This window comes from Leadbetterella sp. DM7 (assembly GCF_040829825.2).
Lineage (GTDB): Bacteria > Bacteroidota > Bacteroidia > Cytophagales > Spirosomataceae > Leadbetterella.
In genome coordinates, this window is record NZ_JBFOLH020000003.1 from 205730 (window position 1) to 230691 (window position 24962).

General features: G+C 41.5%; 19 protein-coding genes. 11 read left to right on the forward strand and 8 right to left on the reverse strand.

Annotated elements, in window-relative coordinates:
• Positions 1 to 22 precede the first annotated feature (22 nt).
• From AB2U10_RS04660 to AB2U10_RS04675, 4 genes are all read right to left on the reverse strand, one after another.
• Entirely contained in the window at positions 23 to 874 is an 852-nt protein-coding gene (locus AB2U10_RS04660) for an adenylyltransferase/cytidyltransferase family protein (protein ID WP_367913173.1), read from the reverse strand.
• A gap of 34 nt (positions 875 to 908) precedes the next feature.
• Positions 909 to 2393, reverse strand: a complete 1485-nt coding sequence (locus AB2U10_RS04665; RefSeq protein WP_367913172.1) for a lipopolysaccharide biosynthesis protein — start codon at positions 2391 to 2393, stop codon at positions 909 to 911.
• Between the two features lie 244 nt (positions 2394 to 2637).
• On the reverse strand, positions 2638 to 3603 hold the full coding sequence (locus tag AB2U10_RS04670) for an SDR family oxidoreductase (protein ID WP_367913171.1): 966 nt from the start codon (positions 3601 to 3603) through the stop codon (positions 2638 to 2640).
• Between the two features lie 72 nt (positions 3604 to 3675).
• Positions 3676 to 4983 carry a nucleotide sugar dehydrogenase gene (locus AB2U10_RS04675; RefSeq protein ID WP_367913170.1) on the reverse strand — a complete coding sequence of 436 codons (1308 nt, stop codon included), beginning with the start codon at positions 4981 to 4983 and terminating at the stop codon, positions 3676 to 3678.
• A gap of 193 nt (positions 4984 to 5176) precedes the next feature.
• On the opposite strand from AB2U10_RS04675, the gene AB2U10_RS04680 reads away from it, so the two are divergent.
• The 5 genes from AB2U10_RS04680 to AB2U10_RS04700 all read left to right on the forward strand — a co-directional run bounded on the left by AB2U10_RS04680 (position 5177) and on the right by AB2U10_RS04700 (position 12999).
• On the forward strand, positions 5177 to 5746 hold the full coding sequence (locus AB2U10_RS04680) for a DUF3575 domain-containing protein (RefSeq protein ID WP_367913169.1): 570 nt from the start codon (positions 5177 to 5179) through the stop codon (positions 5744 to 5746).
• A 406-nt stretch (positions 5747 to 6152) separates the two neighbouring features.
• Positions 6153 to 9236, forward strand: coding sequence for a toll/interleukin-1 receptor domain-containing protein (locus tag AB2U10_RS04685; protein WP_367913168.1), 3084 nt, complete (start codon positions 6153 to 6155; stop codon positions 9234 to 9236).
• Between the two features lie 166 nt (positions 9237 to 9402).
• Complete coding sequence (locus AB2U10_RS04690) at positions 9403 to 11796, forward strand: hypothetical protein (RefSeq protein WP_367913167.1); 2394 nt, start codon at positions 9403 to 9405, stop codon at positions 11794 to 11796.
• Between the two features lie 11 nt (positions 11797 to 11807).
• The gene (locus AB2U10_RS04695) at positions 11808 to 12485 is read left to right on the forward strand and encodes a collagen binding domain-containing protein (RefSeq protein ID WP_367913166.1); all 678 of its coding nucleotides are present in this window, start codon (positions 11808 to 11810) and stop codon (positions 12483 to 12485) included.
• An 88-nt stretch (positions 12486 to 12573) separates the two neighbouring features.
• Positions 12574 to 12999: a SufE family protein gene (locus tag AB2U10_RS04700; protein ID WP_367913165.1), complete on the forward strand. Its 426-nt coding sequence runs from the start codon at positions 12574 to 12576 to the stop codon at positions 12997 to 12999.
• A 132-nt stretch (positions 13000 to 13131) separates the two neighbouring features.
• Here the strand turns inward: AB2U10_RS04700 and AB2U10_RS04705 are convergent, their stop codons facing one another.
• Together AB2U10_RS04705 and AB2U10_RS04710 are read right to left on the reverse strand one after the other, a co-directional pair.
• The gene (locus AB2U10_RS04705) at positions 13132 to 17880 is read right to left on the reverse strand and encodes an ATP-binding protein (protein ID WP_367913164.1); all 4749 of its coding nucleotides are present in this window, start codon (positions 17878 to 17880) and stop codon (positions 13132 to 13134) included.
• A 235-nt stretch (positions 17881 to 18115) separates the two neighbouring features.
• Positions 18116 to 18424, reverse strand: a complete 309-nt coding sequence (locus tag AB2U10_RS04710; RefSeq protein WP_367913163.1) for a hypothetical protein — start codon at positions 18422 to 18424, stop codon at positions 18116 to 18118.
• A gap of 74 nt (positions 18425 to 18498) precedes the next feature.
• On the opposite strand from AB2U10_RS04710, the gene AB2U10_RS04715 reads away from it, so the two are divergent.
• From AB2U10_RS04715 to AB2U10_RS04735, 5 genes are all read left to right on the forward strand, one after another.
• A complete protein-coding gene (locus AB2U10_RS04715) occupies positions 18499 to 18816 on the forward strand; it encodes an iron-sulfur cluster assembly protein (protein ID WP_367913162.1) in 318 nt (105 codons plus the stop codon).
• 71 nt (positions 18817 to 18887) lie between these two features.
• Positions 18888 to 19310, forward strand: a complete 423-nt coding sequence (locus AB2U10_RS04720) for a BrxA/BrxB family bacilliredoxin (protein ID WP_367913161.1) — start codon at positions 18888 to 18890, stop codon at positions 19308 to 19310.
• 102 nt (positions 19311 to 19412) lie between these two features.
• Positions 19413 to 19769 carry a four helix bundle protein gene (locus AB2U10_RS04725; protein ID WP_367913160.1) on the forward strand — a complete coding sequence of 119 codons (357 nt, stop codon included), beginning with the start codon at positions 19413 to 19415 and terminating at the stop codon, positions 19767 to 19769.
• Positions 19770 to 19863: 94 nt separating this feature from the next.
• Entirely contained in the window at positions 19864 to 21003 is a 1140-nt protein-coding gene (hemW, locus tag AB2U10_RS04730; RefSeq protein ID WP_367913159.1) for a radical SAM family heme chaperone HemW, read from the forward strand.
• Entirely contained in the window at positions 20993 to 21403 is a 411-nt protein-coding gene (locus AB2U10_RS04735; protein WP_367913158.1) for an ATP-binding protein, read from the forward strand. The genes hemW and AB2U10_RS04735 overlap by 11 nt, the downstream gene beginning before the upstream one ends.
• Positions 21404 to 21512: 109 nt before the next feature.
• Here the strand turns inward: AB2U10_RS04735 and AB2U10_RS04740 are convergent, their stop codons facing one another.
• Complete coding sequence (locus tag AB2U10_RS04740) at positions 21513 to 22286, reverse strand: class I SAM-dependent methyltransferase (protein WP_367913157.1); 774 nt, start codon at positions 22284 to 22286, stop codon at positions 21513 to 21515.
• Between the two features lie 49 nt (positions 22287 to 22335).
• Positions 22336 to 23094, reverse strand: a complete 759-nt coding sequence (locus AB2U10_RS04745) for a hypothetical protein (RefSeq protein ID WP_367913156.1) — start codon at positions 23092 to 23094, stop codon at positions 22336 to 22338.
• Between the two features lie 683 nt (positions 23095 to 23777).
• Between AB2U10_RS04745 and AB2U10_RS04750 the strand changes: the two genes are divergently transcribed.
• Positions 23778 to 24959 carry an efflux RND transporter periplasmic adaptor subunit gene (locus AB2U10_RS04750; protein WP_367913155.1) on the forward strand — a complete coding sequence of 394 codons (1182 nt, stop codon included), beginning with the start codon at positions 23778 to 23780 and terminating at the stop codon, positions 24957 to 24959.
• Positions 24960 to 24962: the final 3 nt, after the last annotated feature.

Sequence of the window (24962 nt, forward strand, 5' to 3'; positions counted from 1 at the left end):
TCACGTGTATTATAATTTTTATTTATTTTACAATATCATATAAAACAGATCTTAATAAAGTACTAGAAGTAGATTCGGTATAAGGAAAATAAACAATTTCAACACCTATCTTAGCAAAATCCTTCTCCATTTGATTCCACTTTTCTGTCCCTTTCCAATCACTTCCAACAAACATTTTATCAAATTTATACTTTTCCCAAGCAATAAATTTATCCATAGTATCTTGATGAACAACTTCGTCAACAAATGAAATATTCTTTACAATCTCTATACGTTCAGCTAATGGAATTACAGGTGTCTTCTTTTTTCTACTCAGTGATAACTCATCAGTTGTTACACCTACTATAAGACGATCACATTCATATTTAGCCTTCCTTAATATATTAAGATGACCAATATGAAATAAATCATACACTCCAGTAGTATAACCAACAACAATTTTTTCCTTTACTGATTGTTCTTTCAGTAATTTTAAAACTTTAAGTTCTATATTATCTTCTTCAATAACATTTGTAAGATCAAGAGGTTTGGGCCAAGAAGAATCTTCATAACTTTTTCCATCTAAAGCAATAGGTTTATCATATCTCGGAAATACATGAAAATGTACTTGGTTATCAACCATCATCAAACACAAATAGTTAATCTTATTATAAGAAAAACTCATTTTTAGTAGCTTTTCCGTTTTAGAAAAAACTAACGAAAGCTCTTTACTTTCTTCTGAAGTTATATCACTTAAATTTGAACAGGATCTTTTTAATGCAATTACTAAAGAGCCTATTGTCAACTGCTGAGGGCGAACGCTTAATAACCAATAATTAAAATTTAATAACTCCAAATCTTTAATTCTAAACTTCCTATCAAAATCAATATTCATAATTTATTTATTTTTCATTATTGTATAATATAATCTATATCTGTTTAATTGTTTGTTTTTTTTGTAGAATCTTTTTAATTAGATTATATCCCCAAAGAAGGTCTATTTTAGTATTATTATTCATCAACAATATTATTAAATATATTATTATGAATATTATAGAAATTAAAAGAACTTGTACAATAGAGCTCCCTTGCTCTCCAATATATATACTTAAAAAATATGTGAATAATAAAGCTATTATAGTTACAGCAAAATACTTTACGTGAATGCCTATCACCTCTCTTAATTTTAAGGTGGGTATAATTGAAAAACTTAACTGCATCATTAATGAAAAGTTGACAATCACTGCTAACACTACACCAATACTTACACCGACAACTCCATATATTTTTGCCCCAATTAATGAAAACACTAAAATAGCTATTGCAAATATCCATTGCCTCCATGCCCTTCTATAAACTGCCCCAGTTGCTCTAGCTAATGAATCGCTCATTTTATAACTTGTTCTAAACAATAATCCAGAGATTAATACTTGCAAAGGTAAAACAGTAGCCCCCCATTGATTTCCCAAAAACAAAGGGACAATATGGTGTGCTAATAATATAACTAAAGCTGAAATTGGAAACATTAACAGAGCCACTAAAGATATCGACCTCAGATATACTTTATGCAGTTGCACTATATCATCTTGAATTTTAGACATAATAGGAAATAAGGTCTTATCTAAAACTGTACCTATCATATTAGTAGGCATCATTAAAAACTCATAAGCTCTTCCATAAACTCCTAATGCTTCTGCTCCTAAGTATCTCCCCGTTACCATATTATCAATCTGAGCAGATCCATAATTAGCAATTTTTGCTAATGTTAAACCTGTACCATAATTTACTATATATTTATAATGGTCTTTATTTGTTTTAACAAAAATATCTATTGGTCTAATCCAAATAGATATAAATGCAGTAATTGTCGTTTGAACAATTATTGCAATTACTAATGACCATACTCCCATTCCATTGAATGCTAAAATGACACCAACAGCACAATACCCAACCAAATAACTAATAGCATCAATGAATGACATCCATTTATACATTAAGCTTCTTATAATTAAAGCGTTAGAAACAATACCAGAACCCATAATTGGAAATACAATACTTAACGCTCTTACAATTTTCACAAGCTCTGGCATACCAAACCATTTAGCAATAGGACTTGCTAAGGAAAATACTAATACTCCAACCATAACAGAAAGACTCATTGTAATTTTAAATCCTGCTGATACATGTTCTTTCTTAAGAAATTTATATTGAGTAATTGATGGTCCAACCCCCATCTGACTAAATACCTCTGCTAATCTTACTACAACGAGTGAAGCACTAATTAAGCCAAAATCAAATGGAGTTAACAATCTTGCCAAAATCATCAAAACCAGCACTTGAGCACCTCCTTGTATTGCAATTCCTAATATTACCCACATAGAGCCTTTTGTACTCTTTTCAGCCAAACTCATCATAACTATTATTATTCATTGAAATTCGAAGCTATTACTTAATTATAATTTTGAAAAAAGTACCGGTTCTTTATAAAATATATCTATTATTGCTTTCTAGAAATGTATGTGGCTATGAAACCATTCAGGAACTAGAAAGTATTTGTAAGAATAAAAATATTAAAATATAAAAATCAAAAAATGTCTTTTACTTATACTTATAGATTATATTCTTAACTAAATTCATTATATAATTCTATTCCAAAAATCACTCAATAATATACCATTTAATTGCTTCTTTCAACCCCTCTTTAATAGTGTGCGTTGGTTGATATCCTAACAAAAACTTTGATTTCTCTACTGATGCCATAGAGTGAGGAATATCTCCTTGCCGATTCGGTCCGTGAATAACTTCCACATCAGCGATAGCCGGATCATAAGTCGATAAAAATTCTTTCAAATACCCCACCAGTTGATTAAGCGTGGTTCTGTCACCCACTGCTGTATTATATACCGTGTTTATAGCCTCCGGGTTCTCTGTCAGCATGGCCAGCTCATTCATCTGAATCACGTTATCGATATACGTAAAATCACGCGAATAATCACCTGTACCGTTAATCACCGGGCTTTCATGATTCATCAGCTTTTTCACAAACAGGGGAATCACTGCTGCATAGGCACCGTTGGGATCCTGGCGCCGGCCGAATACGTTGAAATAACGCAAGCCAATAGTTTCAATACCATAGGTTTTAGAGAAAATATCGGCATAGAGTTCATTCACATACTTAGTGATGGCATAAGGCGACAGGGGCTTACCGATCTTGTCTTCTACTTTGGGCAAGCTCTCCGAATCACCATAAGTAGAGGAGGAAGCTGCATAGACAAAACGTTTCACACCGGCATCACGTGCTGCTACCAGCATATTCAGAAAACCGGATACATTGACCTCATTAGAGGTCTGCGGGTCTTTGATGGAACGAGGCACGGAGCCCAATGCGGCTTGATGCAACACATAGTCAACTCCTCGCACAGCAGTTTCACAATCCTTGGTATTCCGGATGTCCCCTTCGATCAGCTGAAAAGCCGGGTTACCCTCATGTTGGGCAATGTTATGCCGGTGACCGGTGGCAAAGTTATCCAGGACTACTACGGCATAGCCTTCCCCTAAAAAATGTTCAGTCAGGTTTGACCCGATGAAACCGGCTCCACCCGTAATGAGTATTTTCTTTTGCATATTCTCCGCTTTAAGTATTGTTTGATCTGCTCTGTTGCAGTCTTGTAAATAGGCAAATCCGTGACTTTGTAATTACAAACGGGCATCCACCACTTCGCGCGGCAATACCCCTTTTACATCATATACCACGCTGCTCGCTTTTTGCAGCAGGGCCAGGTTCAGCGCTTCAAATTCTTTATGCGCTACGGCCAGCACAATGGCGTCGTATTTTTCACCGTCAGCCAGGGTGTTGGTGCAGTCCCAGCCGTATTCGTGCTTTACTTCTTCCGGCGAGGCCCAGGGGTCAAAGATGGTCAGCTGCGTTCCGTAGCTTTTTAGGGTACTCAGGATGTCCACCGCTTTGGTATTCCGTACGTCCGGGCAGTTTTCTTTAAAGGTTATGCCCAGCACCAGGATTTTTGCATTTTTGACGGGGATATCTTTTTTGATCATGAGGCGTACCACTTCGTGAGCTACGTATTCGCCCATGCCGTCGTTCAGGCGTCGGCCGGCCAGGATTATCTCCGGATGATAGCCCACTTCCTGAGCCTTCTGGGCCAGGTAAAAAGGATCTACCCCAATGCAATGCCCGCCTACCAGGCCGGGCTTAAATTTCAGGAAATTCCATTTGGTACCTGCGGCCTGTAGCACATCGTCGGTATCGATATCCAGGCGGTTAAAGATTTTGGCCAGCTCATTCACAAAGGCAATGTTGATGTCGCGCTGGGCATTTTCAATCACCTTGGCGGCTTCCGCCACCCGTAAGCTGGCGGCTTTGTGGGTTCCGGCAACGATCACCGAGCGATACAGGGCATCTATCTTTTCGGCCGCTTCGGGCGTGGAACCCGAAGTGATTTTCAGGATTTTGGCTACGGTATGCTCCTTATCGCCGGGGTTAATACGCTCAGGCGAATAGCCGGCAAAGAAATCGGTGTTGAATTTCAGTCCTGATACTTTTTCCAGCACGGGCACACATTCCTCTTCGGTAACACCGGGATAAACGGTGGATTCGTACACTACGATATCCCCTTGTTTCATTACAGCACCTACTGTTTCGCTGGCCTTGTACAACGGTGTAAGTACCGGGCGGTTGTATTTATCAACTGGCGTAGGAACGGTAACGATGTAATAATTGCAGCCGGCAATGGATTCCCGGTCAGCGCTGAACCGGAGACCGGGTTCCTGCTCTCCGGTGGTCTCGTCTGAAACCAATACCGATTGCAGCAATTCATCGCTGACTTCCAGGGTACGGTCATGGCCATTACGTAATTCAGTGATTCTGGATTGGTTAATATCGAAACCAACTACAGCGTATTTTTTGGCAAATTCTACGGCTAAAGGCAGACCCACGTAGCCCAACCCGATGATGGCAATACGTGCATCTGAAGCAACTTTTGTCATTATGGTTTATTCTGTTTAAAGTTTTCTGACTTCGCTATTGTACGGCAAAGCTAATGACTTTTCAGGTTGGAGCCAAAAGAAGAAAGAAATTATTCCCCGGTTAACCGAAAAATGCAAACAAACAATATTTCCTTTATAAACCGGAACAAGGAGGAAGTAAAACCTTTAGTTTTGCAGCATTATTCAATGACCCATGAAAAAATTACTCTTTTTTAGTTTAGTATTTGCCTCGTTTTCACTTTCTGCTCAAACCCAGCTTAAATGGAATGTCCCGGCTACATTGGTATTGGTACCACATATAGGAATGGAGACACGGATAAGTGCTAAATGGACCTACCAGGCCGATGTTGCTGCTTCATTCTGGGATAGTTTTAGAGGTGATCCTGTTAAAGCAGCATTGTTCAGCAATGAACTCCGCTATTATCCTAAAGAAGCATTTAGCAGATTTTATATTGGCCCTAATTTAACAGGAATTGATGCTTTCAAGATCAGGAAACCAGGACATAAAGGATATAGAAATCATAATACTTACCAGAAAGGTTTTAATATTCTAATGGGGGCCACCGCAGGATATATGTTTCATTTGAGTGAAAACCTCACATTAGACTTTACGGTAGGGGGGGGGTTTGGCCAAGGTTTTATGAAGCATTACAACGGAAACACAGGCCAGCGAATAGACCGCCCCGAAGGCGCTCCACTCAACAAAACCGGTGAATGGTGGCCCGTGTACCGGGCAGGGGTGATGCTGGGCTTTAAATTGTAAGACATGCAGTAAGGGTCACAGCTCTCCTGTCATAGGCTTCTCTTCAATGAATACCCCGATGAACTGGGCAAAGATGGTGTAAGAGGGCTCCTCTACACACTACCACCTGCTTTCTAAATCTTTCAAACTGTTTGCCCCTCTATACGTTGTGTATTTAACCCGACGTCCGTTTCTTCCTGTCTCACACATTTAGCCCACGAGTCAATGTAAAAAAATAATAGAAAATGAATATTTTTTCATAATATATTTATACATTGCACTCAAATAAACCATTATACTATGCTGATCTACCTCTACCCCAAGTAATTCTATTGCCTTCATAATCAGGATAATCCTAATATTATTAATATTATCATCGGAAGCTCTCAGTTAGTTTCCTTTGTCACCCTATTAAAAACACAAAAAAATGAAAGCTTGGAATATAGATGCAAACAACATTGATCTAAATGATATAAATACGGGCCACATAAACAACTACATGGTTATAACGAGAGAAATTCAGGATTTCCTGAGTCCGGAAACAAAGAAAATGTTCATAGTAGCCCCTAAAGGTCTTGGGAAAACATATCTTTTAAAAGTTAAAAGTCAATTAATAAGGGACAGCAATACGGGTTTTAAATTTATACCTGCCAATACTTTATGCGAAAGGTTCACGAATAATGATTTTTCATTTTCCAAAACTGACTTTGATAAGTTTAATGATATTGGTATTTGGAAAAAAACCTGGGAAATTGCATTATATACACTGATTCTTAAGTCGTTTAATGAAAATACTATTCCTAAAGAAATAAAAGCTACTATTGGAAATGCCGGAAGCCTGGCAGGAATATTAAGTACATTACTTCAGCAGAGGGGTAAGATAGTCGCAATGCATAAGTATGTTGCTTCCGATTTACAACCTGCCGTCAAAAAACTCAGAGAAGAGTCTTCCACAAACCAGGCAGCCGTATTTATAGATAATATAGACGAAGCATTCGATAATTATGTAGGCTATACAGCCCAGAATAATGCTCAACTTTCTCCCAATATCTGGATAAATGCTCAATTATCTATTCTCTTTATTGCAAGAGATATTTGTGCAATCAACAGGCACATAAAGATTTTTCTGACTATAAGAAGTGAGGCGTATAACAATAATCAGGATCCGCTTAGGTTACAATTAGATGACCTGACAGTAAATCTTAAATATACAAAACAAGAAATTAAAAGTATTTTTGAACAAAATATTCTATTGACTTCTCCTGACGATCTGGTTTCTGCATCTCACAAAAATATGATTTACCGGCTTACCGGGTATGATAAAATTCCCCATAAATTTGTGGAAGACAAGAATGGAAATAAAATAGAGGAGTCTTTCTTTGATTTTATTTACAGGCACACATACGGAAGGCCCAGAGAAATTGTTTTGATGGGAAAAAGGATCGTTGAGAAATTAAGACCCCAAGATCGAAGCAATACAAATCGGGTAGGCTCTGTTGTAAACGAAGTCAGTTATGAACTATTTGATCAGTTAAAGAGGGAGATAATTCCTATATTCGAAGATAAGGTATTTGAGTCATTTTGTGAAAAAGTAGAATACAATGTTGTCAAACGGTCTGATTCTGAAAGGATTGATTCTGAGATATTTAACGAGCTAAACTTCCAAAGTGTTTTTTCCTATCTCTATAGAATTGGAATTGTAGGGGTCGTACAAACTGTAATGGATTCTGAAGGAGGAACACAGAAACAAATGTTCTTACCGGTAGGAGAATATACATTATTGGAAAACAGAGCTCCCATTGTTGATTATTTCATACTGCATCCCAGTGTGAATAAGAAAATGAAACAAATTCATGATGTGGGCTACTATAACAGGTTCAATATAATAGGCTATGACAATGAATTTATTCAGCAAAGCAACCAGGCTTACGAACATCATTTGCATTTCGGTTTAGATAGAGACTCCCTGACAATTATTTTGCCGGAACTGAACAATTATAAATGCCTGGCTGTGGTGGTATACCCTGATCCGAAATGGTCCGGGTTTGAAACATCAGACACTTTCCTGCTTGATTTAAATGGCAATAAATATTCTTACAAAGTTTTCCATGATAATCTTACAAGCGTAGAAAAGACGAAGATTCTGGATGAATGGAGAAATAAAAGCTATCCCGTGATTGTCTATTCTGATCAATTTGAAGAGATCTTAAAATTCTACAAAACCGCAACAACTATAAGTGTTTGCCTTTATACTCCTTTTAGTAATCTTTTCGGGGAACTGGTACAATCTGCTGGCCATAAACCCAAACATATCAGTCATTGTATAAGAGAATTTGTAGAAGAAGAATTTAACAAATTTACAGGCCTTTGGGAAGCAAGCTCCTCAAGGGTAACCATAACTCCAGTCATAATTGACAGATATCAATACAGCGAAAATATAACTTCAGATAGTACAAGTAAAATTTCTACAGCAACGGTAGTTTCAGAAAGCTATTGCAAAATTATTTTCAATAGATTAGCGGGCAACAGGCTTCGAAGCAACTCTGTTATACAGATTTATAATGAAGATACTTCTTTTTATCACAATGTTCGTTGTAAGAACTTAATAGTGGAAGGAATCTACCAGTTCTATAAAGCTATAAAACATTCTGAACTACATAGTTCCGAGGAAGATTTAAATAGCCTGGTTAATATTTTCTCTGAGATTCAAATATGGAGATTATTTCATTCATTTCCTGAAAAGAATGAAGACACTTTATTCACGGCTTTTTCAGGAAAAACAAAAGATCAGATTCGTACGGATTTGAAATTATATTCAGAGCAAACATTGAACAGGGTGAAACATTTATTTACTAAATATGATATCACTCTGAATGGATCAAATATACAAATAAATAAAGATAAAAAGATTTTCCCTGGCAATTCTGATTTCTATCAATTTGCCGCATCACGTAAATATACCAAAGAGAATGAACTTGAGCTGTTGTTTTCACTTCACAAGATTTTGGAAATAGATAACGACCCGGGTTACCATAGTATGTTTATTTCCTACAGCTACAAGGATTCATCTATAGCCAATTATATTTATAAGAAGTTAAAAGTAAATGGTATTAACGTTACTTTGTTTGAGAAAGATAACCCGCACAAACATCTTAACAGATATATGAAGGAGAGCGTAACCAGTGCAGATAAGTTACTTTTTATTGCTTCCCGTCATTCGTTAAAAAGTGATGGATGTCATACAGAATTAAGTACTTGCAGAGAAATAATCCGTCTCCAAAATGACGACACCAGATTAATTGCAATCAGGTTAGATAATTATATTTTCGAAACTTATGATTACGAACTCTCTGATCCTAAAAGACGAGAGAATTTTGAAATGTTAAAAAATTACTTCGTTTCAAAATTTGGACCTGATGCGCATACATCGGAAGACCCTAATGATTCAAAAGCATTCAATGAAAATATTGATGCTTTAATACGTGATTTGAAGATATCTGCTAAATCTTAGAATCATACATTAAAAATATCCAATTTACCCCTCGCTGGGTTCCTCCTTCTGCAAATAAGTAAATTACCCCACCCAACCCTGAAAAATACTGCCCAGGCGGTATTTTTTAGCCCATACACTTCTTCTAACTTTACTGAAGAAAACAAACCCCTGAAATAAACCCTTTATGAAACCTTCCGTATCCCGCACCGGATTTCTCTTCCGGTGCATTTCAAAAACCCGTTGGGTCATTATTTTCCTCCTGTCCACCCTCGTCAGGAACGGAACAGCCCAGGACCTTACAAGTGACCTGGCTTTTAAACCTGCAGGAGCTAAAAAGCTGTACGATTCAGCCGGCGGGAACCTGGTCAGGGACACCACGTATACCGAACAGGAAAAAAAGCAGCTGAAAAAACGCCTGCTGGAGAGGGTAGACGAAACCCTTTTTAACCTGGAGGACGACTCCACCGGGCTGGCCAATGATTATTCGTATATCTGGCCCCCGGGTTTCTTAAAAGACTTTACACATGAATTAAAAGAGCTGCGCAAATACCTGGCAGGGGAGGCCCGGGCCGAAGCATGCCCTCTCTTCCGTTACGTGCCGTCGCCCTGTTCCATAGAAGAGCGACTGCAGCAACCGGTGGTGACCATTAAAAAGAAGCCGGGTAACGGGTATATCGAATTTGATGTGATCAAAAAAGACCTCCTTAATGCTTTTTTGCTTGAAAGGTATAATTTTTCGCTGCAAAACGACAATTACCTGTGGAAAAAAGAGATCGACATAAGCTACCTGAAAGAATGGAGAGTCATTGAGCAACGGTATGAAAACCTCCGGCAGATCTACCGGGAGGCCCGGGCCATTAAAAATGATATTTTCTCGTACAATCGCGATGTCATAGACAGCTTACGCCAAAAAGCGGCGGCAAACCACCTGCCCGAAAACGGTATCGTGCAAAAAATACGCTTCAGCCGGTTTATCCGGCAATGGCTTTGGTACACGGGCGGGGTGATCAATATTAACCCTTTGCTGGTTACTTCAAAGCCCGGCCGGTATCCGTACAGCGAGAAAAACAGCTTTTTTACACCTGAAAAGCAGTATTTGCAGGACTCACTGAACAAAATGCCCGTCCTGGATCGTTTCCGGCAATCGGCGCATATCTATAACCGTATTCAGTTACCGGTTACTTCCGGTACGAAAAAAAGCCCGGCGCCCCTGTTCATGGAGTACGATGCCCTGCAGAGTTACAAAAGCAAGTCGGCGGATGACGTGTACCTGGTCAACGGTCAGCCTCTGAAGATCGCCGTATACAACATCCCTGCCAATACGACAGTGACGGCACAATACAAAGAAGGCAAGCTGGTCTATGAAAGCAGCGCCATAAGCCGACTGAATTCGGTTACCGAACCGCTGTCAGTAGTGACCAACCTGGGCTTTGCCCAGAAGTCGGCTTTTGCCCGGGTCACCGCTATGCTGAACGCTACCACCCTGGACCGTATACAAACCAGGGAAGTGAAGGGAACCCAAAATGGGGTGAGTCCCCTTTACAAGGCTCCTGAAAATAAACAGCCACTTTTAGGCAATTACAAAACCTACGACCAATTCACCCCTTATTCATTACCCTACTGCAATTACAGGGTTACAATAGGCGATCAGGTGATCCCCCTCACGGGCAGTGACCTGGAGGAAGACAAGAGAAGAATTTTGTGGGGGGCGCTTCGGGATAGCACCAGGGACACGGCCATCGTATTCCTGGACAAAGCCATAGAGGTGTTCATAAAGAGAAACAGGGGTTATTTTTTAGATTATACCACTGACGCGAGTCTTGTAAGAACGGCGGACAAGCTCCGGGAAGGGTTTGTAAATTATCTGAAGCAGGAACTGGTGCCCAACTTCATCGATGTCGACACGCTCCTCGCGCAAACCAAAGCCCGGATAGACCGTATCACCCCTTTTGTGAGAATATACAACCGGTCGCTTCCCCAGGGAAACCTGGCGGCCACCACCGATACCGCCTGCCAGCATTATACCCAATTGTTTGATCCGGAACTTCCGGAGGCGCCGGGTCTTTTCAAATATGCCCTGCTGGAACAAAGAGGAAAAGCAGCACCGAAAGAGGTGACCCGGAAAGAGCTCAAAGTGATCAAAACGCTTAAAATGGATTTCAGTGTAGGCCTGGGAATGAATTTTTGTCCGTATACAATCAGCCGTTCAGACGGTACCGCCCTGCCGGTCACCGAAAACGGGAACCAGGTTCAATTTGTGGCCGGCCTGCATTGGTACTTTTTAGGCCGCCTGAATAAGCTGAACGACCGTTTCTTAGGAAAACCCGAAGAAAGATTTTCATTATATGCCGGGCTGAGCATACAAAATGCCCTGGATAACTATTACGCAGGCCTCTCTTACGATGTCTGGCCGGGCATAAGGCTGATCGCGGCACTTCACTATTACCGGAACCAGAGCTTCCGGATAGTCAATAACAAGGTGGCTGAAATGGCATACGGAATAGAGTTTGCCGGTCCCTTTCTTTCTGTAAATGTAGAACCGGTAACCCTGGGCAAAGCCATCGGGCTTTTTAAATAAAATAAACCATTATGAAACCTGTTAACCTGTTTTTACTCCTGGCGCTATGGTCGTGTGAAAATTATAAGGATCTTACGGCAAACGACCCGTTCTACGAAAGCTCTTACCTGCATGGGCGGCTGATGCTGACCGATGAAATCTCAGGCGATATCCATAAGCCCCTGGGCAAAAAAACCATCTATGTTTTTAATGCAGCCGATAAAGGAGACGGAGATTTTATTCTCAATACAATGACCAATGAAGAAGGATATTTTCGCTTCGATAACTTGCGGCAGGGGAAATCGTTCAAAATAATCTACAGTGAGGCCCTGGATGGAAAAATCTTCAAAGCCGAATACCTTACCACTACGCTTCCTAAAGATTCGCTTCTTTTTGAAGCAACGGTATCCAAACAACAACCCGGCGTTATCCTGGAAGTGACCGATACTTCAGGGCGGCCTTTAGGCAACGTGGATGTCTGTATAGCCTCCAGCGGGCTGCCGTACCTTGCCGGCGTATGCGAAGGCAGTAATTATACGCTGAAGACAAACTCCCGGGGCAAAGCCGGCCAGTTTAATATGGCAGAAGGAAAATATTACGTATTGGCCAGAATTACCATCAACAACGTAAAATACACGGCCGGTACCGAAATCGTCATTTCAAAAGATAAAACAGTTGAAAAAACGCTGGTTATGCAATCTTCTGTATGAGAATAGGGCCGGATCACTTATTTTTGCAGGATAACGACAAGGTCGGGCGCCGGCAGACCCTGCCCGAAACGATGTTCCGGCATAAAAAATGAGCATTAACGAAATACAGGACGACCTCATCGAAACCTTCGCCTTATTTGACGATTGGGAGGAAAAATACGAATATATCATTGACCTGGGCAAAAAGCTGCCCGGGCTGGATGACAAGCACAAAACGGAAGACAACATCATCAAAGGCTGCCAGTCGGTGGTGTGGTTGCACGCCCGCATGGAAAACGGCAAAGTGATCTTTGAAGCCGACAGCCAGGCCATCATTGTCAAAGGACTGGTAAGCATGCTGCTGCAGGTGCTCTCAGACCACACCCCAAACGAGATCCTGGACGCCGACCTCTACTTTATCGAGAAAACCGGCCTCTCATCGCACCTGGCCCAGACACGCTCTAACGGCCTGGCGTCTATGGTGAAACAGATGAAGGCGTATGCGCTGGCGTTTAAAGTTATTAGTGCCGGGTAAGTCAGTGACGAGTTCCGGGTTGTTAGTTCCGGGTGGGGTGCCGTTTGCAAGCGTAGCTGCGGGAACCAAACATGCGTAGCCCGGCTCGTCTTCTACTGTTGAACCTGTTTTCCCGATTAACATCTTAATGTATTATTTGTCATATTCCGGATACATCTCTGAATTGGTAAAACTTTCATACGTTAATAGGGGAGAGTCTGCCAGCTCTTTCTCCAGTTCCCGGATTTCCTTTCTTATTTTCCCGGCATTGACTTTATGTCTTTCTACTGCCAGGCCAAAATTATAGGTGATATCGCTATAATCGCCTTCCAGGTAAACCTTATTCTCCATATCGCGCTTGAAGGCCACCCCATTACTGTGGTATTGCTTGGTTTTGTGTAAAAGCTGTAACGCGATTTGAAACTGGGAAGTGGTGTCCAGGGAGATTTTTGAAAATGTATTGCCAAACAGAGCATCAATTTTAGAATCAATCAATGATTCTTTTTTTTCCGGATAAAATACCTTGTTCATACAGTTCAGGATCAGGTAATATTTTAGCCATCGGCCCAGGCGCATATGGTATTTGGCCAGGTGTGTATTATTTAATAAAGGATTTACCTGGAAAATACTGTACACTTTTATTTGCTGCACAAACAAATAAATGGAAGAAGAGACCAATTCGCATAAAAAGTTATAAATACCTCTGTGAATCCTGCTTTCTCGTACACGAGTCGAAATATTAGCCTGCTCAGGAGTACGCTTAAGCTGAAAATACAGATCGCTCTCCCAGGAATGGATATCCTTATATTGATTAGCTATTTTCTTCATAATGATATAATTTATCCGGGTATGTAAGTCCACTTCCAATAACCTGGAATATTGACTACTAGGCACGTTATAGGGATTAATAAGCTTCAGCTCCGGCATTTCATGATTGAGGTAACGGTATAGAATATCATGATCCCTCTTAGCTCTTCTAAAAACTTTCAAGGGATTTGAGAGCTCTTTAGCAGACAAGTGTGGACTCAAATTCAGTTCAGGATATTGCGTCGTCTTTAGCTTTAAAAGGGCAAAATAAAGAATAGCTTCTTTGACTTCAGGCCCGTTAGACAAATTAAAGTAATTGTAACGCCGGAAAGCTTTCGGGTGATGCACAAAATTACCCTGATAGTTTCCTATCTGGTTCAGTCCTTCAAAATACTTGTATTTTTGCATTTGGGGCCGGTCTGTAGAATAACTGCTTCGACTGGCCGACTCCAGCACTAGTTTCAACAGTGTATTTTCAAAAAAAGAAACCACCTTTTCCATATCCTCAGAGATAACCGGTTGCTTATCCTTCCGGTCTAAGTTATTCCGGACTATCTGGAATATTTTCTTGATAAGGTGCGAAAAATTATGATTTAACCCACCCTTGGAAAAAAACCTTGCCGATAAATAATAAACAAAGACGATAAATTGAGTTTCGCAGAATGGAGTTTTAAAGGAACCAGGAACTTTGGAATCAGGGTTATCAATGAGTCCGAAGTAATCGTAAGTGATATCATCCCAGTACTTCATAGGCCTCGGTTCGTAATTTTCCAGCAATTCTTCAAGCTTGTCTGGCTCTCCCGATCTTAAAATACGTATTATCCTTACGCGCTCTTTTATAATCAGTATACTGAAATGAATACCCTTCTCGTAAGGAGGTCCTGATTCCTCTAGAAGATCTTTCAAAAACTTTTTCAGCTTTGTGCTACTTCCATCTTTTTTGTATTCTGATAAAGCTCTTTTTACTTTGTTGTGTACCTGTACTTTGAACTCATAATGTTTCGCATAAGCCAATAGATAGTCCGGAGTACTAAACTCCTTGACGGTTAGACTAAACAATGAATCACCTATACTGGAAAAAGTATTGGCACAAATATGCAGGTAACTGGAAACGTATACGTTTTTATAGCTTTTGATCTTCCTGGCAGCAAAATAAAGTAAAGTCGAGAGCCTGGCACATTCCAGTTCATCGGCTTTTCGAAAGGGCCTTCCGGACTTAGGACTAAAATGGGGGTCTTTTTTCCTGATTTTCTCCTCTTCTGAACTCGACAACATACTAAGCAATGCCCGCTTATACTCTCCGAGAGAGGCAAGAGTAGGCCGGTAATCTTTTGATTCGTAATAAATCTTAAACCCTAGCATGGCGTCTGGCGGAAGGTTGGAAAAAATGATCCTGGAAACCAGGTCCCCGCTCCGAATAGTATCAGGTTCATTAGAAGAAGCAGCGATCTGGTTCCGGCTTTTTATCGGGATGATATTTTTATGGAAAAGTATAGTACCGAGCTCGGTATAATAATGAGCCAGTTCAAGATTTATCCGGGGATTCTTATCATCATTTTGCGAATAAAGATAGGCATTGCTGCCTGGTTTAATCGTAGTATTGACCAAATTGCTGAACTCTTCCAGGTTACCCAGGGTGAGTCCGTTGTTGATCTTCTTTTCAGTAAGACTTTTTACGCTTAGAAGTGCTTTAAAAAACAACTGCATCGGCACCGCGTTTATCGACTCCTGAATTGGCTGATATTTTTTTTCATTCCTGCTAAAATTATCTTTATAATAGCTCAAAGCATCATAAAAATAGCCCAAAGCCATGTCAAATTTTTTCATTAGCTCATACATCAGGCCTATCTTTAACAAAAGGCGCAGTACAGAAATCCTGTTTTCGAATGTCCCGACAGCATTCTCTTCATAACGGAGGTTCTGAATACTATCCAGGTACGATAAAATAGCCAGGTCATATTCTTTGTCAAAGTAATAGGCGTCGCCCATCAGCGATTCCAGGAAGGATAAGGAATAGATGGTTCTTTCTTTCCCTGCTTCCCGAATACTACCTGAATGAATAGCCCTCAGGTTCTCTATCCTGCCTTGCAAATAGGTTTTCACAGATTGCATCTCATCAAGAGAGAAATTAAATGCAGCTGAATCTTCTTCAAAAGTTTTCGATATAAATTTCAGTTCGTCTGACGTCTTGCGGTTAAACCGGTACTCAAACAAACCCATTTCAATATTCTTGATGTGGTTTTCACTGAAGTAACTGATCAGGTCAAAAATAAGGTTTCTTACAAGGTGAGTACGGTTCGGAGATATCACCTCCGGTAATAATTCCAGGTTTTGCCGGGAAAAAGCAAAGGCATGAAACTTCAGAATGTGGTCTATCATAAACGGGATAGCCACCAGAATTTTGTCGCTCAGCCGCTTGGCATAAGTGGAATAATTCATAAGGAAAGGCCTGAAAAGATAGGAAATGTAGGCGTTCCGGTATTGTTCATCGTAAGTGAGCTCCAGGCATTGATAAGCGCTATCATTTTTCTTTTTGTAGGGCTCTATACAACTGACTACCAATGTCTTAAAATTATATCTCTCTGCATCATCTCTTTTAACAATATGTTCCTCAATGATCTTGGTCATTTTCTTGGGAGAGCCGTTAGACCGATAGGTCACATAAATGATAAACATCTGGAGACTGAAGATCACTTTCAGGATTTCTTCCATATCAAGAAGTTTCTCTTCCAGGTAATTTTCCTTTAAAAAGAAAAAGTAGCGTCGTAAAAAAACGCCATCATCCGTCGGTACACTGTAGCGGCTTAAAATATCGGCAGGATAATCATTAAAGAGAACCCGCTCCAGGTAGTCTTCTACTCTTTGTGTGAGCCCGGTATTGTGTGCTAAAGGAGTATCTTTCAAAAAAGAGTCTACGTAAATCACATGATGGAATATACTACCCAGGTAATTCTGTCTGTCTGCAATATCAGCCAATGCTGCATCAAACATTTCCCTCCCGGCAATAAAGACAAATTTGGCCCTGGCCTGGCTCATAAAGAATTTTAAAGAGGCCAGAATGCTGACTATGGTTTCTTTCTGTTCCCGGGAACGGTTATACGATTGAGAAGACGAAATCTCCGGGTTGGATTCATTCCAGTCTATGCTCACGTCTACCTTATCCAATTCGTCAAAAACAAAAATGAGCTCAGTTTTTTCAAAATCATCTATAATTTTGATCAGATCACTCTCAATGTCTTTCCCTCGCATCATCGGGTAATTCCGGCTTTTCCTGGAAAAGATTGAAAGAGGAAAGTTAGGAAAAAAAGTAGAGCTGTTGAGATTATCCTCTTCTGTAAGCACAGCATTACTTCTCATTTTGAGCCCCTGCAAACGCAAATAGATATCTTCAGCTAAAGGTTCATTAGGTAGGGAGGGAGCCTTTGCTTTCTTTTCAAGATAAAGTTTTTTCCCTAACCGCAAAAGGCGGAAAAGAAAGGTAAGGAACAAAGTCAGTAAAGATGCTGCCAGACTCACCCAGGCCAAAGTACTAAAAAGGGCGCTGCTTATAAACGTATTCCAGGAAAAGGTATAGGCATCGGGCCATTTTCTGCCTATTTCGAGCAGAACAGGGGATAAAACAACCAACAATATTCCTGAAAGAGCCCATATAAATAATCGAAAAAGCCTGCTGTAGGAAATTTCTTTCTTCATCTTAATTGTGTCATCGCAGGATTCCAAGTAAAAAATAAGAGAGTCCAGAATCTGCTTCAAGATATCTTCTTTGTTGAGATTCTTCTGACTGAAACTCAGGTTGATTTTCTTTACCTTTCTCTTACCTTCATGAGTTTTATTTTTACGGTTTTCGGTATGTTCATTAATTACCTTATTAACAAAGCTGGTTTTACCCATCCCTCTGTAACCCGTCACCAGATAGGAGCCGTGGGGTGAATCACTCTCCAAATATTGCAGAAATTGCATTTCAATTCTTTCTCGACCAATATATCGATCATGGTTGGAGCCATCTAAAGGGTGATGATGGTACTGGTAGTTCTGAATCTCTATAGCGATGTTTTTATTAAAAGCATGATGGGAATAATTGTCTTTTATAATCATAATCGGGTTTATTTATAGAGGTATATGGTTCTACTGTGGGGCTAAAATAGAAATGGTTTTCAAAAAACACAATTATTTATTAAAATAATTCTATAATTTTTACTCCATTTTTCCCCGTAATATTCCTGTTTTACTTTTGACTTTATTTGAAATGTACATGCTTACCGCATATATCCCCTTTGGGGTTAGACCAGATAATAGTGGCTATCCGGCTTCGGGTAGTGTGTAAAATTACTTACTGTTTACTATAGTATCCGCCGGTTTTTGCTGCACCTCTAAATTCAATCTTTTGCGATTCCCTTAAGTACTTTAACCATCGTTCCATGGTTTTCTCCGGTACATTCATAGAAGACACAAAATAGGGTTTTCTGTTGCCTGGGTTTTCTTCTATTAGTTTTAACAATCTATTTACACCCTCATTTACACCCTCATTTATACCCTCATTTGCACCCTCATTCAATCGGTTGGCGGGATGCAATTTCCCCGGATTAAAAAAGGTAATATAATTATCGAAAATTTTTATCTGGATGTCAGCAAGACTCAAATAATCTCTATCCTCTTAAAACCGAACCATTCATTGACCTATTTCGTTATTAATACCAGAAAGCATCATTTTAAATGGAACAAAGCGAAGCCGAATTAAAGGAAAAGGTCATTGAAGCTATAAAAAAAGTATATGACCCGGAAATTCCTGTGGATGTATATGAGCTGGGACTTATTTATGATATTAAGATATTCCCTATTCATAACGTCTATGTGCTGATGACGCTGACATCTCCCTCGTGCCCGTCGGCCGAGAGCATCCCTGTGGAAATGGAAGCCGAGATCCGGGCCATAGAAGGAGTAAACGATGTGAGTATTGAGCTGACCTTCGATCCGCCTTATTCTACGGAAATGATGAGCGAAGTAGCCAAGCTGGAATTAGGATTTATGTGAGACAACCCCACCCAGGTTGTTGATAGTTATACACCCCGAAGGGTAAGGGGCCAAAATCAGATTTAACAAATATGTATCCTCCTCATTTAGTAGCTCCCATGAAAGAAGAGCTGACTTCTGTCGGGTTTAAAGAACTGACCACCCCCGAAGAAGTCGATGAATTTTTTGCGAACCAGAAAGGCACTGCAGTAGTAGTGATCAATTCAGTTTGCGGATGTGCTGCCGGCACCATGCGTCCGGGAGTGAAGATGTCGCTGGATCTGACGGAGAATAAGCCCGATCAGCTCTATACGGTTTTTGCCGGGTTTGATACCGATGCCACCCAACGCGTACGCGAGTACATCCCGCTGCCTCCGTCTTCTCCGTCTATCGCCCTGTTCAAAGATGGCGAGCTGGTGCATTTTGTGGAAAGACATCACATAGAAGGCCGTTCCGCACAGGTCATTGGTACGCACTTAGCAGCCGTATATGATGAAGTGTGTGTAGTTAATTAGTATGTTTAGTTGTTAGTTCCGAGTGATTAGTTCCGAGTTTCGAGTGATTAGTTTCGGGTAAGAGTGCCGTTTGAGTATTATTTCACACAACCTGATAATTTTATGAAGATTCTGAGATTTGAAGATCTGATTGCCTGGAGAAAAGCGCAGGATTTAACCGTTTTGGTTTATTGCGAATTCAGGGAGTTAAAAGATTATGGCTTTAAAGATCAGGTTTGTAGAGCAGCAATTTCAATTTCTAATAATATAGCTGAGGGATTTGACAGGAATACCAGCAAAGAATTTGTCAGATTTCTCTTTATTTCAAAAGGTTCCTGCTCGGAGGTAAAATCAATGATGTATCTTGCTCACAGGCTCGGATATACGAATAAAGATAGTTTTGAGAAAGTGACTGGCTTATGTGATGAAATATCTAAAATGATCCGGGGATTAATCCAGTCAATCATTATCCGGAACTAATCACTCGGAACTAACAAACTCGGAACTCGGAACTAATCACTCGAAACTCGGAACTAATCACTCGGAACTAACAAACTCGGAACTCGGAACTACCATGCACCTCTACCTCCACATTCCCTTCTGCAAACAAGCCTGCCATTACTGCGATTTTCATTTTAGCACCAACCTGTCCTACAAACAGCGAATGGTAGAAGCCATTGCAAAAGAGATAGCGTTAAAAAGCGACTATTTAGGAGAAAAAAAGCTCGAAACACTGTATTTTGGTGGTGGATCGCCGTCTATTTTGACAAATTCCGAGCTGGAGAAGTTATTCAAAGCCGTTTCAGATGTTTATACGGTGGATAATTTGAAGGAAGTCACCCTGGAAGCAAACCCCGATGATATTACACAAGAGAGGCTTGACTTCTGGTATTCTTTAGGAATAAATCGCATAAGTTTAGGAATCCAGACATTTAACGAAGTATTTTTAAAATTTATGAACCGGGCACACACCTCGGGTGAGGCGTTAAAAGCCCTGGAGCTGATCTTGAACAAAGGTTTTGAAACCTCTTCAGCAGACCTGATCTATGCCAAGACCGGTTTTCACCTGGATGAGAAACGACAGGCAGAAATTTTGCGTAAAGACCTTGAAATACTCAGCGGTTTTGACCTTCAGCACATTTCGGCCTATAACCTGACCATCGAAGAAGATACGGTGTTCGGTCGCTGGGCGGCAAAGGAAAAGCTGGCCGCGGTTTCAGACGACTATGCCGCAGATCAGTACCGCATAGTGATCGAAGAGCTGGGTCAGCTGGGTTTTGAGCAATACGAGATTTCCAATTTTGCACGAAATAAAGCCTATGCAGTACACAACACCTCCTACTGGTCAGGAGACGAATACCTGGGCGTAGGCCCCTCGGCCCATTCCTATGACGGCGATTCCCGTCAATGGAACGTGGCGCATAATCACCGGTATATGCAGGGAATAGAGTCGGGGAGGCCTGAATTAGAAAGAGAGCTGCTGAGTCCTTCCGAGAAGGTAAACGATTACCTGCTTACGGGCCTGAGAACCATCTGGGGTGTTTCTCTCCATAAAATATTCCGGATATGGCCCGATATTCCGGCCACTTTCCGGGACTCACTCGAAAAACTCAAATCACAGCAGTTGATTGTGCAGGAGGGCGATGCGATCACCATTCCGGCTGAAGCAAGAATTTTATCAGACCGGGTAGCTGCCGAGCTGTTTGTCGTATAGAAGCTCAAATACTCGAAATAAGCTTATAGCAGAAGCTTTTTACCTGACAGGAGATATTGAAAAATACGGTAGCGGCTTTATTCGTATCCGTAACGAAATAAGAACCTATCCTACTATGGTATTTTCTTTTGAAAACGCACCTAACGGGTTTATAACAAAGCTTTCTTATGATCAACAGAAAACAAGTGAAAGTGTCGTAGAAAATGTCGTAGAAAATGAAAGGAAAATCGTGGAACTCATCCATAGTAACCCAAAGTATACAGCCATACAAATAGCTATACTACTCCAGCTTAATCAGCGTACGGTACAAAGATATCTCAGGCAAATGCAGGAAAAAGGTATAATTGAACGAATAGGCTCTGCAAGAGGCGGTTCCTGGAAAATAATTAAAATAGGTTAGTTCCGGATAAATAAAAGCAAGTTTATACCCAAAAGGTAGAACCCGCTCCAAATACTCGAAACTAAATACTCGGAACTAAGTACTCGAAACTAATCACTCGGAACTAAAATCATTTCGTAGCCACAAAAAAATAATCTATACACTTCTCCGGCTCCTTACTCAGGTAATGGTCATCCCAGTTGATGGCGGCGGCCAGGCTGCCCGGCTCGGCCAGGAGCTTGTTGCGGTTGAAACGGTTCAGCAGCTCGTAGGGAACCCTGAGCATCCAGGCGGGAAGCCGGTGCTGAAGGTCCAGGATGTCCCAACGCATGATCTTTCTTACCGAGGCCTTGTTTTGCTCATAGTAGGCCCATACTTTCTCATTTCCGCCGACTCCTTTGGCGTCAAGCTCCCTGAAATACTTCTTCATCAGGTTTTTCAGCTCTTCGGTACGGTATTCCCGGATATGCCAGGGGTTCCGGCTGAGCGAAAAGTCTTTATTGACCGTGGTCAGCAGGATTTTCCCGCCGGGTTTCAGCACCCGGTGCGCTTCCTGCAGAAACGTATGATCGTCGCGGATGTGCTCAATCACCTGGAACGTTACCACAAAATCAAAAGTATTGTCACCCAACTCGTTAAGGTAGGGGAGGTCAACCGTATTAAAATAATGATCCGGGTATTTTTCCTGTAAAGCACGGATCAGCGGCTCATTTTTGTCCAGCCCGGTAAAATGATCACAAGCGCCGATCAGCTTTTCCACACCGCGTCCCCAGCCGCAACCCAGCTCCAGCACCCGGCCATGAATAATTTTGGCCGCTTCTTCGTATGGAAAATACAGCCGCTGATGAACGGGGTTGTCTGACGGAATCTCTGCACTGGTGATCTCGGTGGTAGCGTATGCCATTCTACTGGGAATTAAAGCACAAAAATAACGGATATTTCTGACAAACGACCTACCTTTTGATATACGAATACGTATATTCGGAAGACCCGCCCAGGTAATTGTGTACGGTTTTGACGATCAGACCCTGCTCATTCAGTTCAGGCGTGAAACTTTCCTGGCGCAGAGACCCGTTGACCGTGGTATAGGTATAACGCACCAGGGGAGCATCCTGTATCTTACCGTAATTGTAAGGATAGGTGACCCACGACTTCAGCTTAATGGCCGGCGAGAAATAGTAGTTTTCGTATTTATACCGTTCAAAATGGGTCGTATTGGTGGTATAAACGGGCGTTTTTGCCTGGAAAGAGACTCCCTCAAAATTATTTTCACCCGGGACAAAGTAGGTATATTCCGTGGTATCTCTCCGGTTAGCTGCCAGGTTCAGCAGTATCTTACGGGAGATCCTGTCCTGACCGTCGTATTCATAGAACGTCCGATAACCTTCTATCTCTTCTTTAACCACACGCTTTTTGCTGTCACAGAATAATTTCTGATTTCCTTCTTTGATCACGTACGGCTCCGACGAGCTGTTCAGGTTGGCAGGGAAAACCCGGAGGGCATCTGAAATAACCACACCGTTTTCGTCATATGCATAAGTAGTGGTACTGGACCCGCCGGCAGTGCTTACCACCGCTTTTTCCAGCAGGTAATCTGAAACACCGTTGACAGGGTCAACCGTCTCTTTCTTTTCTTCAGGCTCATCAGTGCTGCACGACACCGACAAAGCCACCAGTAACAGGTAAACCGGGTTTTTCAGCAGTTTTTTCATGTGTATAAAATTTTAGCTTTCAGCCTTCAGCTATCAGCCGCAGCGGCGGACCGCTTATTCATGGGCCGGTTGGTGATACGTCACCCGGTGTGCCCGACTTCTGATAGCTGACTGCTCATGGCTATTTCATAAAAGTAAATTTTATAGTAATTCCCGGTGCCGGGTATAGAAAGCAGATTCTACCTCATGGGTTGTAAACCTGCTTTTTTACTCACTCAGAACTAATCACCCGGAACTAAATTATAATCGCAACTTAATCCGTATCGGGATATTTTGAAAATAAAATTTAGTTTACGGTAAAAAAAATCGATAAAAAAACGCGGCAGATCGGCTGAATAAGGGGTACAGACGATTACACCCGGAATACAGGCGAATTTTTACGCCGCAATTTGCGTTTGCTTTATTAGTAATTCATGTTACGCACTATTTCCAAACCACAATAGATACATAGATTAAAGAGGTTTTATCAGAACATGTAAACATGTTTCACATAGCTATGTGGTGGAAATTAATTTCCATAATTTCTCCTTTTCTATATAAAATCTATGTGGTTATATCTATTTCACGAAATGCGTAACATCAGTTAGTAAAATCATTACCCGATTAAATTAAAAATGAAGCGGTCCGCCGTGCGGCTCACTACTCCATGCGCATAGCTTCCTACTTGAAACTTTATATAGATAATGAAAAAAACTATTCCATTAATTGCACTTTGTGCACTCTGTTCCTGCCAACCGAAAAGCCAACAGCAAGCTCCTCCCGTTTCCGAATTTCCGGTGGTGGAAGTGACTCAGAAAACCGTTACGGGCTACGATGAATTTCCCGTAACCATTAAAGGCATCAACAATAACGAAGTACGGGCCAAAATTCAGGGCTATGTTAAAAAGGTCTATGTCGACGAAGGGCAGACCGTGGCAGCAGGCGCGCCCCTGTTCCAGCTGGAGACCAACATCCTCACCCAGAATGCCGATGCCGCCCAGGCAGCCGTTACGGCCAGCCAGGCCGGTATTGATGCTGCTGAAGCCGCTGTAAAGGCTGCTGAAGTAGAAGTGACCAAGCTCACGCCCCTGGTAGAAAAGAACATTATAGGCGGAGTTCAGCTTGAAACCGCCAAAGCCAATCTTACCCGGGCACAGGCTGCCTATGCCCAGGCCGTAGCGGCAAAAGGACAGGCCACTTCCACGCTGAAGGGTATCCGGGAGAACATCAATTTCTCAATTGTACGCAGCCCGATCAAAGGTATTGTAGGCGCTTTGCCCCTGCGCGAAGGCAGCCTCGTAGGGCCGTCTGATCCCACCCCGCTGACCACCGTATCCGAAACCAGCTCGGTGTATGCCTATTTTTCCATGAATGAAAAAGAATACCTCGATTTCCTCGAAAGAACGCCCGGAGCTTCCGTAAAAGAAAAGCTGAAGAACATTCCGCCGGTAGAGCTGGTGCTGGCCAACGGACAAACCTATCCTGAAAAAGGAAATGTACGGGCCGTGACCGGGCAGATCGATGCAGCCACGGGGAGCATCCAGTTCCGGGTTACCTTTGCCAATTCGACCGGGCTGCTGAGCAACGGCAATTCGGGTAAAATACGCATACCGAAAACCTACGAAAACGCCGTAATTTTTCCTGAAATGTCGGTTTTCGAACGTCAGGGTAGCTTCTACGTCTATACCGTGGTAAAAGACACGGCCAACATGACCCGGGTGAACATTACCGACAGGACCCAAAACCTGGTGGTAGCCGCAGATGGCGTAAAACCGGGCGACCTCGTGGTTACCCAGGGTACCGCCAACCTGCGCGACAAGGCGCCCGTAAAGCCGCTTAAGCAGGATTTAGACCAGATATTGAGCACCCTCAAACCCGTATTTTAAGCT

Excerpts from the sequence above, each read along its gene's own strand:
- AB2U10_RS04660 (WP_367913173.1), bottom strand. The coding sequence starts at position 874 with ATGAATATTGATTTTGATAGGAAGTTTAGAATTAAAGATTTGGAGTTA.
- AB2U10_RS04665 (WP_367913172.1), bottom strand. The coding sequence starts at position 2,393 with ATGATGAGTTTGGCTGAAAAGAGTACAAAAGGCTCTATGTGGGTAATA.
- AB2U10_RS04670 (WP_367913171.1), bottom strand. The coding sequence starts at position 3,603 with ATGCAAAAGAAAATACTCATTACGGGTGGAGCCGGTTTCATCGGGTCA.
- AB2U10_RS04675 (WP_367913170.1), bottom strand. The coding sequence starts at position 4,983 with ATGACAAAAGTTGCTTCAGATGCACGTATTGCCATCATCGGGTTGGGC.
- AB2U10_RS04680 (WP_367913169.1), top strand. The coding sequence starts at position 5,177 with ATGAAAAAATTACTCTTTTTTAGTTTAGTATTTGCCTCGTTTTCACTT.
- AB2U10_RS04685 (WP_367913168.1), top strand. The coding sequence starts at position 6,153 with ATGAAAGCTTGGAATATAGATGCAAACAACATTGATCTAAATGATATA.
- AB2U10_RS04690 (WP_367913167.1), top strand. The coding sequence starts at position 9,403 with ATGAAACCTTCCGTATCCCGCACCGGATTTCTCTTCCGGTGCATTTCA.
- AB2U10_RS04695 (WP_367913166.1), top strand. The coding sequence starts at position 11,808 with ATGAAACCTGTTAACCTGTTTTTACTCCTGGCGCTATGGTCGTGTGAA.
- AB2U10_RS04700 (WP_367913165.1), top strand. The coding sequence starts at position 12,574 with ATGAGCATTAACGAAATACAGGACGACCTCATCGAAACCTTCGCCTTA.
- AB2U10_RS04705 (WP_367913164.1), bottom strand. The coding sequence starts at position 17,880 with ATGATTATAAAAGACAATTATTCCCATCATGCTTTTAATAAAAACATC.
- AB2U10_RS04715 (WP_367913162.1), top strand. The coding sequence starts at position 18,499 with ATGGAACAAAGCGAAGCCGAATTAAAGGAAAAGGTCATTGAAGCTATA.
- AB2U10_RS04720 (WP_367913161.1), top strand. The coding sequence starts at position 18,888 with ATGTATCCTCCTCATTTAGTAGCTCCCATGAAAGAAGAGCTGACTTCT.
- AB2U10_RS04725 (WP_367913160.1), top strand. The coding sequence starts at position 19,413 with ATGAAGATTCTGAGATTTGAAGATCTGATTGCCTGGAGAAAAGCGCAG.
- hemW (WP_367913159.1), top strand. The coding sequence starts at position 19,864 with ATGCACCTCTACCTCCACATTCCCTTCTGCAAACAAGCCTGCCATTAC.
- AB2U10_RS04740 (WP_367913157.1), bottom strand. The coding sequence starts at position 22,286 with ATGGCATACGCTACCACCGAGATCACCAGTGCAGAGATTCCGTCAGAC.
- AB2U10_RS04745 (WP_367913156.1), bottom strand. The coding sequence starts at position 23,094 with ATGAAAAAACTGCTGAAAAACCCGGTTTACCTGTTACTGGTGGCTTTG.
- AB2U10_RS04750 (WP_367913155.1), top strand. The coding sequence starts at position 23,778 with ATGAAAAAAACTATTCCATTAATTGCACTTTGTGCACTCTGTTCCTGC.